14 protein-coding genes and 1 pseudogene are annotated in these 13614 nt (G+C 69.0%); 8 read left to right on the top strand and 7 right to left on the bottom strand.

What is annotated here, in order from left to right; translation table 11 throughout:
* Positions 1-206: pseudogene (locus E8A12_RS00160) on the top strand (TetR/AcrR family transcriptional regulator); the annotation flags it as partial.
* 24 nt (positions 207-230) lie between these two features.
* The gene (locus tag E8A12_RS00155) at positions 231-923 is read left to right on the top strand and encodes a TetR/AcrR family transcriptional regulator (protein WP_293365727.1); all 693 of its coding nucleotides are present in this window, start codon (positions 231-233) and stop codon (positions 921-923) included.
* Between the two features lie 52 nt (positions 924-975).
* Here E8A12_RS00155 and E8A12_RS00150 read toward each other — a convergent pair whose 3' ends face one another.
* Complete coding sequence (locus E8A12_RS00150) at positions 976-2616, bottom strand: acyl-CoA dehydrogenase family protein (protein ID WP_293365726.1); 1641 nt, start codon at positions 2614-2616, stop codon at positions 976-978.
* Positions 2617-2708: 92 nt separating this feature from the next.
* Between E8A12_RS00150 and E8A12_RS00145 the strand changes: the two genes are divergently transcribed.
* The gene (locus E8A12_RS00145; protein WP_293365725.1) at positions 2709-3338 is read left to right on the top strand and encodes a glutathione S-transferase; all 630 of its coding nucleotides are present in this window, start codon (positions 2709-2711) and stop codon (positions 3336-3338) included.
* Positions 3339-3547: 209 nt separating this feature from the next.
* On the opposite strand, the gene E8A12_RS00140 is transcribed toward E8A12_RS00145, so the two are convergent.
* Positions 3548-4345, bottom strand: coding sequence for an alpha/beta hydrolase (locus tag E8A12_RS00140; protein WP_293365724.1), 798 nt, complete (start codon positions 4343-4345; stop codon positions 3548-3550).
* Positions 4346-4378: 33 nt separating this feature from the next.
* Positions 4379-5326, bottom strand: a complete 948-nt coding sequence (locus E8A12_RS00135; RefSeq protein WP_293365723.1) for a D-alanyl-D-alanine carboxypeptidase family protein — start codon at positions 5324-5326, stop codon at positions 4379-4381.
* A gap of 36 nt (positions 5327-5362) precedes the next feature.
* On the opposite strand from E8A12_RS00135, the gene E8A12_RS00130 reads away from it, so the two are divergent.
* The gene (locus tag E8A12_RS00130) at positions 5363-6553 is read left to right on the top strand and encodes a L,D-transpeptidase (RefSeq protein ID WP_293365722.1); all 1191 of its coding nucleotides are present in this window, start codon (positions 5363-5365) and stop codon (positions 6551-6553) included.
* Between the two features lie 21 nt (positions 6554-6574).
* Here E8A12_RS00130 and E8A12_RS00125 read toward each other — a convergent pair whose 3' ends face one another.
* The 4 genes from E8A12_RS00125 to E8A12_RS00110 form a co-directional block, all read right to left on the bottom strand.
* Positions 6575-7123 (bottom strand): hypothetical protein, encoded by a 549-nt coding sequence (locus E8A12_RS00125; protein ID WP_293365721.1) that lies wholly within the window; start codon positions 7121-7123, stop codon positions 6575-6577.
* Positions 7124-7261: 138 nt separating this feature from the next.
* On the bottom strand, positions 7262-8359 hold the full coding sequence (locus tag E8A12_RS00120) for an aromatic ring-hydroxylating dioxygenase subunit alpha (RefSeq protein WP_293365720.1): 1098 nt from the start codon (positions 8357-8359) through the stop codon (positions 7262-7264).
* A 9-nt stretch (positions 8360-8368) separates the two neighbouring features.
* Positions 8369-10006, bottom strand: coding sequence for an alpha-amylase family glycosyl hydrolase (locus E8A12_RS00115; protein ID WP_293365719.1), 1638 nt, complete (start codon positions 10004-10006; stop codon positions 8369-8371).
* A gap of 214 nt (positions 10007-10220) precedes the next feature.
* The gene (locus tag E8A12_RS00110) at positions 10221-10844 is read right to left on the bottom strand and encodes an ATP-dependent Clp protease proteolytic subunit (protein ID WP_293365718.1); all 624 of its coding nucleotides are present in this window, start codon (positions 10842-10844) and stop codon (positions 10221-10223) included.
* Positions 10845-11035: 191 nt separating this feature from the next.
* Between E8A12_RS00110 and E8A12_RS00105 the strand changes: the two genes are divergently transcribed.
* From E8A12_RS00105 to E8A12_RS00090, 4 genes are all read left to right on the top strand, one after another.
* The gene (locus E8A12_RS00105) at positions 11036-11308 is read left to right on the top strand and encodes a DUF4242 domain-containing protein (RefSeq protein WP_293365717.1); all 273 of its coding nucleotides are present in this window, start codon (positions 11036-11038) and stop codon (positions 11306-11308) included.
* 46 nt (positions 11309-11354) lie between these two features.
* On the top strand, positions 11355-12374 hold the full coding sequence (locus tag E8A12_RS00100; RefSeq protein WP_293365716.1) for a helix-turn-helix domain-containing protein: 1020 nt from the start codon (positions 11355-11357) through the stop codon (positions 12372-12374).
* Positions 12375-12436: 62 nt separating this feature from the next.
* Positions 12437-12961 carry a DUF1993 domain-containing protein gene (locus E8A12_RS00095; RefSeq protein ID WP_293365715.1) on the top strand — a complete coding sequence of 175 codons (525 nt, stop codon included), beginning with the start codon at positions 12437-12439 and terminating at the stop codon, positions 12959-12961.
* Positions 12962-12977: 16 nt separating this feature from the next.
* Positions 12978-13502 carry a DUF1993 domain-containing protein gene (locus E8A12_RS00090; protein WP_293365714.1) on the top strand — a complete coding sequence of 175 codons (525 nt, stop codon included), beginning with the start codon at positions 12978-12980 and terminating at the stop codon, positions 13500-13502.
* The last annotated feature ends 112 nt before the right edge of the window (positions 13503-13614 follow it).

Here is a 13614-nt window from a genome sequence, read left to right as displayed (position 1 = left end):
GCCTGATCTCGGCGCAATTGGAGCGCGGCGAGCAGAACGGCGAACTGACCCAAGGCGCCGCTTCGCCGCTGCGCGCCCAGATGCTGTTCGACTCCTACCTTGCCAACTACGATCAGGCGATCTTCCAGAGCTGGACGCTGGACGCCCTGCAGGAGCGTTCGCGCGAGCAAATCCACATTCTCCTGGCGGGCGCCCGGAGGAGCTAGGCCGTCGGCGCCGTCTGACTTGGCATGACGACCGTTCCTTCAGAGCCCCTGACCGATGACGGTACGGGCGGTGGCGCCCTTGCGCCACCGCCCGCCGACGCGAACGACGGCCCTCCCACGGCGCGGCAGACCCAGAAGGAAGCGACGCGCGCGCGCGTCCTCGCCGCGGCGAAGGAGCTGTTCGACAATCAAGGTTATGAAGGCACGACGATCCGCGGGATTGCCGGGCGCGCCGGCGTTTCGGTGGGCAGCGTGTTCACCACCTTCGACTCCAAAGGCGAAATCCTCAGCCAGGTGATGCAGGATCGCCTGGACGGGCTCTACGGCGAGCTCGACCGGGTGATGCCGCATCTGCGCGGATCGACCCTGGACCGGCTGCGGACCATGTTCGCGATCTACTTCGCCTTCGAGTCGCGCCACACGCGTCTGTTCCTGGCTCATATCGCCGCCACCTTCGACTGGACCCTGCCGGCCAGCGCCAGGCCGATGGGCAAGACGCCGCGCGTGCATGAAATCGTCCGCGAGTGCCTGACCAAGGGCGTGGCGGAGGGCGACGTCGATCCCCAGGTCGACCCCCAGGAGATCGTCGACCTGCTGCTGGCGGCCTATGTCTGGACCTACCGCCTGGCGGCCTGGAAGGGCGCGACCGCCGCGGAGATGACCGCGGTGATGGACCGCCAGATCGAACTGATCGCGGCAGGCTTCACGCCCGGCTGACAAGGCATGGATCCCCCGCCTGCGCGGGGATGGGTCGGCGTTGTGCGCTTGATCAGTTGGCGCCATCCAGCAGCCGCCGCGCGATGACCTGGGCCTGGATCTCGCCGGCGCCTTCGAAGATGTTGAGGATGCGCGCGTCGGCCAGCACCCGGCTGACCGGCTGTTCGACGGCGAAGCCCGCGCCGCCGTGGATCTGCACGGCGTTGTCCGCCGCCGCCCAGGCGATCCGCGCGGCGACCAGCTTGGCCATGCCGGCCTCCAGGTCGCACCGACGGCCCTGGTCCTTGGCGGCGGCGGCGAACCAGGCCAGGCGGCGTGCGCCGAGCAGCTCTGCGGCCATCATGGCCAGCTTGTTGGCCACGCGGGGGAAGGCCGCCAGCGGCTCGCCGAACTGGCGGCGCGCCAGCGCGTAGTCCAGCGCCAGGTCGAGGGCGTTCTGCCCCACCCCGATGGCGCGGGCCGCCGTCTGGATGCGGGCGCTCTCGAACGTTGCCATCAGCTGGGCGAAGCCCTGCCCCTCCTGGCCGCCCAGCAGGTCGGCGTGGGCGACTTCGAAGCCGTCGAAGGCGATCTCGTATTCCTTCATGCCGCGGTAGCCGATCACCGCGATCTCGCCGCCGCTCATACCTGGCGCCGGGAACGGCTCGGCGGCGGTCCCGCGCGGCTTACCGGTCAGGAACATCGACAGACCCCGGTGGTCCCTCGAGTTGGGGTCGGTGCGGACCAGCAGCGTCATCAGGTCGGCGCGCGCGGCGTGGGTGATCCAGGTCTTGGCGCCGGTGACCCGCCAGGCGTCGCCCTCGCGCGCCGCCCGGGTGCGGAGCGAGCCCAAGTCCGAGCCCGCCTCCGGCTCGGTGAACACCGCGGTCGGAATGATCGCGCCGGAGACGATGCCGGGCAGGAAGCGGGTCTTCTGGTCGTCGGTCCCGTGCGCCAGCAGCAGCTCGGCCGCGATCTCCGAGCGGGTGCCCAGCGAGCCCGCGCCGATGAAGCCGCGCGACAGGGCCTCGGTGACCACGCACATGGCCACCTTTCCGAGACCCGAACCGCCCCAGGCCTCCGGCGCGGTCAGGCCGAACACGCCGAGTGCGCCCATCTCCTCGATCAGCGGCAGCGGGATCAGCTCGTCCGCCACGTGCCAGCGGTGGGCGAAGGGCGCGATCTTCTCGGCGGCGAAGGCCGCAAACTGGTCGCGGATGGCCTCCAGGGTTTCGTCCAGCCCGCTGGCCTCCAGCGACGGCCGCCCGCGCGCCTCGCCGAGCAGTTCCACGATCCGCGCCTTTACGGCCTGCGAGGCGCCGGGCCGCAGTTGCGCGATCAAGGGCTCCAGCCGATGCGCCGAGACGCCGAGGTCGCTGGGCCGGAACATCTCGCCCTGGTTCATCGGCAGGCCGCCGGAGAGCTGGCTCAGATATTCGTGCGCCAGCAGCTGGGCCGGCAGGGCCTCGGCCTCGCCGAACCCCTCGCCCAGCGCGTGGGCCCAGTGGGCGGTCTGGCGCAGGGTCTCCGCATAGGCCGCCGCCCAGGCCAGGCCGTGGGCGGCATGCTGCTCGGCGTCCAGCGCCGCGCGGTCGAGCCGGCCGCCGGGACGCACCCGCTCGGCCACAGCGTCTTGCAGTTCGGCCGCCAGCACCTCGGCCTCGCGCCCGGCGCGGTCCAACAGGTCGAGGAGGTCGGGCAGGATCAGGCTCATCGGAACTCCTTGGCCGCCGACTATAAGCGATGCTTGCCATGCGTCGCGCCGCACGGCTTTGCTGCACGCCACAAAAAGGGAGGGCCAAGCCCATGCTCGTCGTCCACCACCTCAACGACTCGCGCTCGCAGCGTATCCTGTGGCTGCTGGAGGAACTGGGCGCGCCCTACGAGATCAAATACTACCAGCGCGATGCGGCGACCCGGCTGGCGCCCCCGGAGCTGAAGGCAGTGCATCCGCTGGGCAAGAGCCCGGTGATCACCGACGGCGACACCACCATCGCCGAGTCCGGCGCGATCGTGGACTACATCCAGCGCAAATATGGCGGCGGAAGGCTTGGCCCGCCGGCAGGCGAGGCGGCGGCCGAAAAATACGGCGAGTGGCTGCACTACTCCGAAGGCTCGGCCATGCTGCCGCTGATGCTCAACATGTATGTCGGCCGGCTAGGCGAGGCCGGCGCGCCGCTGCACCCGCGCATCCAGAGCGAGATGGCCAACCACCTGAGTTATGTGGAGGGTTCGCTCAAGGGCCGCGACTGGCTGATGGGCGATTTCAGCGCCGCCGACATCCAGATGAGCTTCGTGGGCGAGGTCGCCCGCGCCATGGGGCAGATGGAGACCTATCCCGACATCAAGGGCTGGGTGGACCGCTTCCAGGCGAGGCCCGCCTATGCGAGGGCCCTGGAAAAGGGTGGAGCCTACAACCTAGGACCCGCCAAATAGGGCGCCAAAAGACCCTCTCGGATCTCTCTGGATGCAGGGTGGGCGACGAAAGCTGGACGCGATCGCCGCCCGGGGAGGCGAACCGGAGCCGAACAGGTACGCGGTTCGGTCTCGTCTCCCGCCGCTGAAATAGCCCCTCGCAGGCCGCCGCGAACCCCAGGGAAGCTACGTGTGACCGGACGGCCCGATCGGGGGCTGGTGGGCGCGAGCTATTCGAACGGCGGAAACTCGTCCTCGTCCATTAGGCCGTCGACGAAGTCGAACACGGCAGCCTTGGTCAGCGCGTGGGGGATGGCCGAGAAGTGGTCGCAGCCCGGAATGGTCTTGCCATGTCCGTGCGGGAAGATCCGCGCCAGGGCCTCCGGGTCGCCGGCGCCCTCGTCGCCGGCGCCGGCGACCACCAGCGTCGGCACGGGCATGTCGCGAAGCGCATCGTGATTGAAGGGCATGTTGCGGACCCGGGTGACGGCGGCCAGCGCCTTCAAGTCCTCGCCCTGTTCGTCGGCGAACTGGCGGAAGGAGCGCAGCATCGGCTGGCTGATGGTCGAGGGGTCCTCGGCCAGCATGGCGTCGGCCATGGGTTCGCCCGCCACATCCGGGGCTTTTTCCAAGAGCTTGCCGCCGACCCCGCCCAGGATCAGGTGCGTGAGGCGGCTGGGTTGGGCGACGGCCAGTTCGAGGGCGGTGCGCGTGCCCATGGAGTAGCCGAACATGTCGGCACGCTCGACGCCCAGCTCGTCCATCAGGTTGAGGACGTCGGCGGCCAGCCTCTCCCGCTCGTAGGCCTGGGGCTCGTAGAGCTTGGCGCTCTCCCCGTGCCCGCGCTGGTCGAGCGCGATCACCCGCGTGCGGCGTCGCTCGAAGGCCGCGTACCAGCCAGTGCGCTTCCAGCCCTCGACGCGGTTGGAGGCGAAGCCGTGGATCAGGACGATGGTCCGGTCCGCGCCGCCGGGCGGGGTGATGTCGTCATAGGCGATCTGGACGCCGTCGGAGAGAAAGCTGGCCATGGGCCGCGAGCCTAAGGGTCCCCAACGCCGGCCTCAAGGCGCTTCGCCAGTCCACTCCCAGTGCCAGGGCTCAAAAGGATAGGGGACGAAGCCGAAGCGGTCGGCGTTGACGACCAGCCAGCGGTAGGTCGGCGTGCGGCTAATATATAGGCGGTTGGCGTCTGCGCTGGAGTCTGGCGGGAAGCCAGGCGCCTCGCCGACGTAGAGGTCCATGGCTAGGCCGGTGCGGTGGGCCGAGCAGGTCGCGCGCTGGACGTTGTTGCAGTTGCCCTCGCGGGCGCAGCGCCCGGCGTCGGAGGCTGGGTCGCGAAAGCCGGAAAACAGCGTAAGGGCCCGAGGATCGGCGGCGATCCGAGGGTCTTCCCGCCGCGCCGCGGCGACCATCTGGCGATAGGCGGCAAAGGCGCCGGGCCGCAGCTGGACCAGCTTGCCGCCGTAGCCTTCCGCCGGGGCCGCCCAGCTCAGCGCCGACGCGGGCGGCGGGTCGGGGCAGACGCCCTGGCCGCTCAGCCGCACGAAGGGTCGCCGAAGCTGGATGACGGTCTTCAGCCGGACGAAGATGACGGGGGTCATCACCCCGTCGGCGGGTAGACGCTGGCCGGCAGTCCAGGCGGCAAGTGCGGCGGCGAAGGCGGGCGTGTCCGGCGCGCAGGCCGTGCGGATCTCGCGCGCAATCAGCGGCGCATAGGTCGCCCAGCCGGTCTCGCTGCGACCGAAGGGCGCCCAGACGAGGGTCTTGAGCGAACCTGCATTCGCCCGTGCGGCGTCCGCCGGTCCGACATTGCAGGCCGACGGCGCCTGGGGTGGGAGCGGCGCGGGAGCGCGCGGCGCCGGCGCCACGGATGGCGGGCGTGCGGCCGTCGCATGCGGCTTCGAAACCGGCGCGCAGCTGGTCACCCGCAGGACCACCAGCCCCAGGATCACGGCAGTCAGCGCCAAGCCGCCCAGGAACCGCAGCGGGGTTGAAGGCTTGAAGGTCACGCGCCTGACAACGCGCGGCGCGACGCGAGGTCCCCGATGACGTCTTCCCAGGCCGCGCTTTGCGCCGGTCTCCCGCTGCTCTTGCTGGCCGCGGCCTGCTCGGATTCCAAGTCCACGGCCCAGAACACCCCGCCGCCAGCCGCGCCAGCCGCGCCAGCGTCGGCCGGAACGCCGATGGCGACGACTTCGATCGGCGATGCGTCCGCTCAGGCTCCTGTGCAGGTGGCCGTGGCGCCGGACGTGAACCCGGCGCTGATCGACATGTCGCCCATCGCGGGCGCCACCGCGGTGACCGCGCAGCCCATCCTGACCGCGGACTGGCGCACGGTGGGCGCCACGCCGGAGGCCCGGCGCAACGCGCTGATCCGCGCCGAGGTCCTGCTTTCGCGCGCGCATTTCTCGCCCGGCGTCATCGACGGCCAGGACGGCGGCAATCTGCAGAACGCCATCGCCGCCTACGAGACCGCCAACCAGCTGCCGGCCGACGGCAAGATGAACGACAAGGTCTGGTCCGCGCTGGCCAAGGACCCGCGCCCGGCGCTCACCGACTACGCGATCACCGCCGACGACGTGAAAGGCCCATTCCTGCCGACTATCCCCAAGGACATGGCCGAGATGGCCAAGCTGCCGGCGCTCAGCTTCACGAGTCCGGTCCAGGAGCTGGCCCAGCGGTTCCATATGGACGAGGGCCTTCTGAAGGCGCTCAATCCTGGCGCCGATTTCAGCTCGGCGGGGACGAAGATCGTGGTGGCCGCCGTCGGTCCCGAGAAGCTGCCCATGCCGGTGATCCGCATCGAGGTCGACAAGACGCGGCGCCAGGTGCGCGCCTTTGGCGCCGCGGACCTGCTGCTGGCGGTCTATCCGGCCACCGTGGGCTCGGCCGAGCGACCGGCGCCCAGCGGCGACTGGGCGGTGCGCGCCGTCGCGACCAATCCGACCTACACTTTCGACCCCTCGCGCTTGACCTTCGGCAAGGCGTCCGAGGGAAAGCTGACGGTGCAGCCGGGGCCGAACAATCCGGTGGGATCCACCTGGATCGACCTGACCAAGGACACCTACGGCATCCACGGCACGCCGGACCCGCGGATGGTCGGCAAGGCCGCCAGTCACGGCTGCGTGCGCCTGACCAACTGGGACGTCCGCCAGCTCAGCCTAGCGGTGAAGAACGGGACCAAGGTGGACTTCGTCGGGGACGCGGCGGGCAAGGCGCCCAAGGCGGCGGCCTGAGGCCCAGCCGGATGGCCCGACTCAAGGCTTGCACCTGTGCAGGATGGCGCAGGCGATGCCGGGGTAACCCGCGCCGCCGGGCGCCTCGTGATAGGTCTTCATGGCGTTCTTGTGGGCGGCTTCCGCCGCCATATCGGAGCGGTTGGGAAGCTGGGCCGACAGGTCTCGCGGAAGTGGTCCCGCCTCGCGGATCGGACACGGCGGCGCGATGCGGTCGGAGTGCTCCCAGCTCGGTTTGCAGCCATCCGTCGGCACGCCGTTGCGGGTGAGCGGCTGGCGCGCCTCGTCGGCGTAGATCTTGGCGAGGTCAGGCCGCGGGCCGGCGGTCAGCTCCTGATCGGTCATCCGGCGCGGATCGAGCGGCTTCGCCGCGAACGCGGTGGATGGCGGGGCCAGACCGGCGGCTTCGGCGGGCGGCTGTCCGGCCGGCACATGCAGGTGAAGCGGGACCTCGCTACGCGGCGGCGGCGAAGGCGTCCGTGGCCTGGGGGCCTCCCGCGGCGGCGGCCGGATCAGTTGGATTTCCATGGTCGGCGGCTCGACCATGCGCAGCTCGGGCCGCGTGGTCATCCACGCCGCCAGTAATCCCATGTGTGCGAGCAGAGACGCCGCCAGGACCGCGACGCCGCGTCGTTTCCTCAAGCCTCAACCCCCGTTGAGGCCCCCCGAACGATCAAGCTCCAGGGCCAAGGTGTTTGATTTGTGGCCCTAGCTGCGCCAGCGCAGCGTGACCGGCTCGACGGGGTTGGCGAAGGGACGGCCTTCGCGGCGGCTGGCAGACCATTCGCGCTTCAGCTGCTGATACCACTTGGCCTGGCGGTCGGCGTCGTCGATCCAGAGCAGGCTCGGGTCGTACTTCAACCCCTCGTTCTGCAGGTTCACCATGTCGCCGTCCTGACGCAGGAACGCCCGGGCTCCCGCCTTGATGAACGGCCGCAGGAACAGGAAAGCCGGGTGGTCGGACCAGACGATCTGGGTGATGCGGGTGGTCTTGTCGTTCACCGGGGTGAGGCAGGTCAGCGACAGCACCTGGCGCTCGCCGACCGCGACATGCTCCCAGCGCATGCCGGGAATGCGGAAGGTGATCTCGGTCAGGGGCTCGCCGCCGAGGATGGCGTAGGCGCGGGAGTTCTTCGACGGCTCGTGGCGGACCATGGCGAAGCCGGCGTCGCGCGGTTCGAAGCGTTTGGCCTTCTCGTGCTGGCTGGCCTTGGAGCGCCACCACCATTGCTGATGGACGTAGGGACCATGCGCCGGGTCCATCAGCCCGACCACCGCGTGATCGATATGGGCGGCGAACTCCATGCGGTCGACCAGCTTGGGCCCGCCACCGACCACGCCGGGGAAGATCGGCGGCGCTTCGGTCGGCTCGCCGGCGCCGCGCGGGTCGGAGGAGACCCAGACGAAGACGAGGCCCTGGCTCTCGGCGACCGGATAGCGGCGCACGCGGATGCGGGAGACGTCCATCGCCTGATCGGCGACCAGGGAGGGAATGGCCGCGCAATCCCCGTCGGCCTTGAACCGCCAGCCGTGATAGGGGCACTCGACCGTCTCGACGCCTGAGTCCTCGCGGTGGAAGCGCCCGGCCGAAAGCGGCGCGGCGCGGTGGGGACAGATATCGCGCAGGGCGACGAGGTCGCCGGCGCTCGAACGGCCCAGCAGCACCGGCTCGCCCAGCAGTTCGTAACGCGCCAGCTTGCCTGACTTGAGGTCGCCGGAGAGCGCGGCGAAGTACCAGATGTCGGTCAGGAAGCCCTGGCCGAATTTCGCCTCGGTGCGTGCGGTCTTGGCGGCGTCGTCGGCCATGAAGCGGTTCTAGGCTGGGTCGGGGCCGTTGGGTAGGCGCAGGAACACCGCGGCGTATTCCGACAGGCCGATGGAGCCGCCGCGCAGCTCCGCATCGCCCGCGCGGACCTCCAGCAGCGCGGCGCCCGCCAGCTCCGGCGCATCCACGAAGCGCGGCTCGGCGCTCATATTGAACAGGCAGGCGATGGCCTCGCCGCCCTCGCGGCGCACGAAGCCCAGGACCGGGTCAGGCAGATCCAGGAAGGTGAGCTCGCCCGCCTTCATCGCCGCCGAATGTTTGCGGAAATCGATCATGGCGCGGGCGAAAGCCAGCGCAGACTCCGGATCCGCCTCCTGGGCCTGGACGGTCAGGCCGGCATGCTCGGCCGCCGCCGGCAGCCAGGGCGTCCCGGTGGTGAAGCCCAGGTTGGGGCCGGGCGCCCAGGGCATCGGCGTGCGGCAGCCGTCGCGGCCGCCGGTGTAGGGCCAGTAGAGGTCGCCCACCGGATCGCGCAGCTGGTCGCGGCGGAGGCTGGCCTGGGGCAGGCCCAACTCCTCGCCCTGGTAGATCAGGGTGGTGCCCTTCAGGCTGAGCAGCAGGGCGAACATGAGCTTGGCCAGGTCCGGTGAGGCGTCCTCGCCGCCGAACCGGCTGACGGTGCGCGGGACATCGTGGTTGGAGAAGCTGATGGTCGGCCAGTGGGCGGGATAGGCCGCCAGCGTACCGTAGTGATCCTTGACGAACTGCGGCGTCAGCTTGCGGGCCAGCAGCAGGACGAAGGTGTAGGCCGAGTGCAGGCCCTCGGTCGGCGAGAGATAGGCGCCGCAGCGCTCCTCCTCTTCCGAGAACTCGCCGAAGACGAAACGGTCGCCCCCATTCCTGCCGGCGTGCGCTTCGACGCGCTTGCGGATGACCGCCAGGGTCTCGATGTTCTCCGGCAGGTTGGAGTCGTAGAGGTGCCGCTGCAGGTTGCCGGCATGCGACCAGTCGTACCGGGTCCGCTCGGCCATGGGCACGGGCGGGTTCGGCGTCAGGCCGGCGTCGTGCAGGAAGGTGCCCGCGACGTCGAGGCGGAAGCCGTCAACGCCCTTGATCAACCAGTGGTCGAGGACGCTGAGCGCCGCCTCTCGCGCGGCGTCGTTGCGCCAGTTCAGCTTCGGCTGCTGGCGCAGGAATTTGTGGTGGTAGTGCTGCCGCCGCGCCGGCTGGTAGGCCCAGGCCGGGCCGCCGAACACCGAAAGCCAGTTGTTGGGCGCGGTCCCATCTTCCTGCGGATCGGCCCAGACATACCAGTCGGCCTTGGGCCCGTCCGCGCCGCCGGTCAGGCTCTCCACGAACCAGGTATGGACATCCGAGGTGTGGCTCAGCACCTCGTCGAGGACGACCATCAGGCCGCGGGCGTGGGCGGCGTCCAGCAGGCGCTGGAAGTCGGCCTCAGAGCCATAGTCGCCCTGCACGCCCTCGTAATCGGCGATGTCATAGCCCCAGTCGCGGTTCGGCGAAGGGTGGATCGGCGAGAGCCATATTCCATCGACGCCGAGGCTCTGGACGTAGTCCAGCTTGGCCTCGACGCCGGGCAGATCGCCATGTCCGTCGCCGTCACTGTCGAAGAAGCTGCGGACGTAGACATGGTAGAGGACAGCGCCCTTCCACCAGGGCCGCGTCATCGGCCAATCCAAAGTAAGAGGGCCGTGACGGCCCCCGCTCCGCTGACCGCCAGCATAGCCATCCCGATCGCCCGGACTCCTCTGGGCTCCAGCCATTCAAGCTGTCTGTCGCCAAGGCTGCGATATAAATTGATCGCAGCGCTTGGCGCGAGCGCCCACCAAAGACCGAGCAGCGGAAAAACCGCCAGCCCGACCAGACCTATGGGCTGTCCGCTCACACCTCGGAGGTGTTGTTGATGATCCGCGAGACCAGACCGTAGTCGACGGCTTCCTCGGCGCTCATCCAGAAGTTCCGCTGGGTGTCCTTGACGATACGTTCGAAGGTCTGGCCGGTCTCCTTGGCGATCATCCGGTTCACGCGGTCGCGCATCTTGATGATCTGCTCGGCCTCGATCTGGATGTCGCTGGCCTGGCCGCGCATGCCGCCGGCCGGCTGGTGGAGCAGGAAGCGGGTGTTGGGCAGGCAGAGGCGGTTTTCCTTCTTGGCGCCCAGGAAGATGTGCGCGCCGGCCGAGGCCACCCAGCCGGTGCCGATCACCTTCACGTCCACGCCGCAGAAGCGGATCATGTCGTGGATGGTGTCGCCGCTCTCCACGTGGCCGCCGGGGGAGTTGATGACGATCCGGATCGGCTTGTCGTTCTCGGCGGCATAGGCGGTGATCTGGGCGGTGACCCGCTCGGCCAGGCGCATGTCGATTTCGCCGAACACCAGCACGGTGCGCGACTTGAAGAGCGCGTTCTGCACCGGGCCCGAGGTCAGCGGCATGTCGGGCTGGCGGCCCTTGTCCTCGTCGTCGCCGTCTTCGTCGTCCAGCCAGCTCGTGTAGATCTCGCGCATTTAGTCCTCGTGAATTCCTAGGAGCCCGGAACGTGCGTCGCCGGAGCCGCAACCGCAAGGGGTCGGGCGCGGATTCCGCTTAGGGCGGGGGTTTGTACGCCATCACCCCCTAACGATGTCGCTATCGCTATCTATCGCCGGTAACGGCGTTACCCAAGGGTGGAGCCTCGCGATCGAGAGAGGACCGAGCGATGAAAAAATACCTGATCGAGCGTCACATCCCCGGCGTGCACAAGTTCACCGCCGCCGAATACGCCGGCGCCACGGAGGTCTCCAACGCCGCGCTCGCCAAGCTCGCCCCGCGCATCCAGTGGGTGGAGTCCTACGTCACCGAGGACCAGACGCTGTGCGTCTACATCGCCGACGACGAGAGCGTGATCCACGAGCACTCCAAGCTCAGCGGCTTTCCCGCCAACAAGATCACCGAGGTCGGGACCAAGATCGACCCGATGACTCGGGCCTGACGCCGTCCCGGCGTAGGATGACGACACGAGGCCGGAGGGGCAAGCGATGCTCGACGTGACCGTGGTGCTGCTGGAGGAGGGCTTCTCCTCCACGGCGATCATGCCGGTGGAGATCTTCCACTTCGCCGGCAAGCTGTGGAACGACCTGCACGACTGTCCCGCCGAGCCCGCCTTCCGCGTGCGGATCGCCTCGCTGGACGGCGGCGCCGTGCACAGCATCTATGGCCTGGGCATGACGCCGCATGTGGCCTTGAGCGACGTCGAGCGCACCGACGTGGTCATCGTCTCCACCTCCAAGCTCGATCTCGACCTGGCCTTCGTGGAGAACAGCGCGCTGCTTCCCTGGCTGCGCAGACAGCACGAGCAGGGCGCGCGTGTGGTGGGCGTGTGCATGGGCGCGGCCTATCTGGCGGAGGCAGGCCTGCTCGACGGGCGCATGGCCACCACCCACTGGGCGCTGGCCGACAAGTTCGCCGCGCGCTGGCCGCGGGCCGACTGGCGACCGGACCTGTTCGTCACCGAGGACAACCGGGTGCTCTGTTCCGGCGGGGTGTTCGCCTCCATCGACGTCAGCCTCTATCTGGTGGAGAAGCTCTGCGGCCACGAGGTGGCGGTGAAATGCGCCAAGTCGATGCTGTTGCCCATGCCGCGCATCCATCAGACCGGCTACGCCATGCAGACCATTTCCAAATCGCACGGCGACGATCGGATCCGCGAGGTCGAGGCCTTCCTGCAGGCCAACTTCCACACCGACATCTCCACCCAGGCGCTGGCCGAGCGCGCCGGCCTGGGCGAGCGGACCTTCGTGCGGCACTTCAAGGCGGCCACCGGCAAGCTGCCGGCCGGCTACGTCCAGGCGCTGCGCATCCAGGCGGCCAAAGCCATGCTGGAGCGCGACGCCAAGCCGGTGCAGGCGATCAGCTATGACGTGGGCTACGACGACGTCGCCTTCTTCCGGCATCTCTTCAAGCGCATCGTCAAGATGACGCCCACCGAGTACCGCAGCCACTTTGCGCCGCTCAGCGTGCGGGCGGAGGCGGCGCTGGAAGCCTCCCAGTTGAACTGATCTCGCAGGCGCGCCGGCGGCATGGCAGAACACCGGGAACTGAAGACCCGGAGCGACCGATCATGGCGACCTCACTCCACGATCTGACCGTGGCCAGCTATCTGCAGACGGTGAGCGCGATCATCGGCGTGCTGGAGAAGGGCGCGCAGCATTGCCGCGACGCCGGCGCCGATCCCGACGATTTCGTCGGCCTGCAGCTCTACGCCGACATGGCGCCGTTCCACTTCCAGATCCGCTCGGTGGCGCATCATTCGGTCGGCGCGCTGGAAGGCGTGAAAAGCGGCATCTTCCAGCCACCGGCCGCGGTCGGCCCCGTGCCCTACGCCGACCTGCAAGCGATGATGGCCAAGACCGAGGAGGTGCTGCAGGCCTTCACCCGCGAGGAGGTCGACGCCTGGGCCGGCAAGGACGTCAGCTTTCAGATCGGCGAGCGGAAGGTCCCGTTCACGGCGGAGGGCTTCATCCTGTCGTTCTCGCTGCCGAACTTCTACTTCCACGCCACGACGGCATACGACCTGCTGCGCACGCAAGGCGTGCCGCTCGGCAAGCGCAATTACCTCGGCCAGATGAGGGTCAAGGCGGCCTGAACCCAGGGGAACCCCCATGGCGATTTCATTCTACGACCTCAGCGTGGCCAGCTTCCGGCAGACGGTGAGCGCCGTGGCCGGTTTCCTCGACCGCGCCGCCAAGCACTGCGCCGAAACGCACGCCGACCCCGACGACTTCGTCGACGCGCGCCTTTTCGAGGACATGGCGCCATTCCATTTCCAGATCGAAGCCTTGGCGCACCATTCCGTATGGGGCCTTGAGGCCGTGAGGAGCGGCGTGTTCGGCCCGCCGGCCCTGGTCGGACCGATCCCCTTCGTCGAACTGCAGGCCATGATCGCCGAGGCGGTCACGGCGCTGGAGGCGTTCACCCCCGAGGAGGTCAACAGCTGGGCGGGCAAGGATCTGGACCTCCAGATCGGGCCGCGGCGGCTCCGCTTCACCTCCGAGACCTTCATCCTCTCCTTCTCGCTGCCGAACTTCCATTTCCACGCCGTCACCGCCTACGACATCCTGCGGATGAGGGGCGTGCCGATCGGCAAGCGGGACTATGAGGGCCAGTTGCGGATCAGACAGGACTAAGGACGTCCTAGGAGCCTGACTCCGTAGTCAAAATCGAGAAAATCCAAGGGTAGAAAATTGCCCCAACGGGATCGGATGGGGGTGAAGTCGCAAGTTCGATGCTGGGACGAGC

The sequence above is a fragment of the Phenylobacterium sp. genome, from assembly GCF_004799395.1.
Lineage (GTDB): Bacteria > Pseudomonadota > Alphaproteobacteria > Caulobacterales > Caulobacteraceae > Phenylobacterium.
This window is presented reverse-complemented; position numbering and strand designations above follow the sequence as displayed.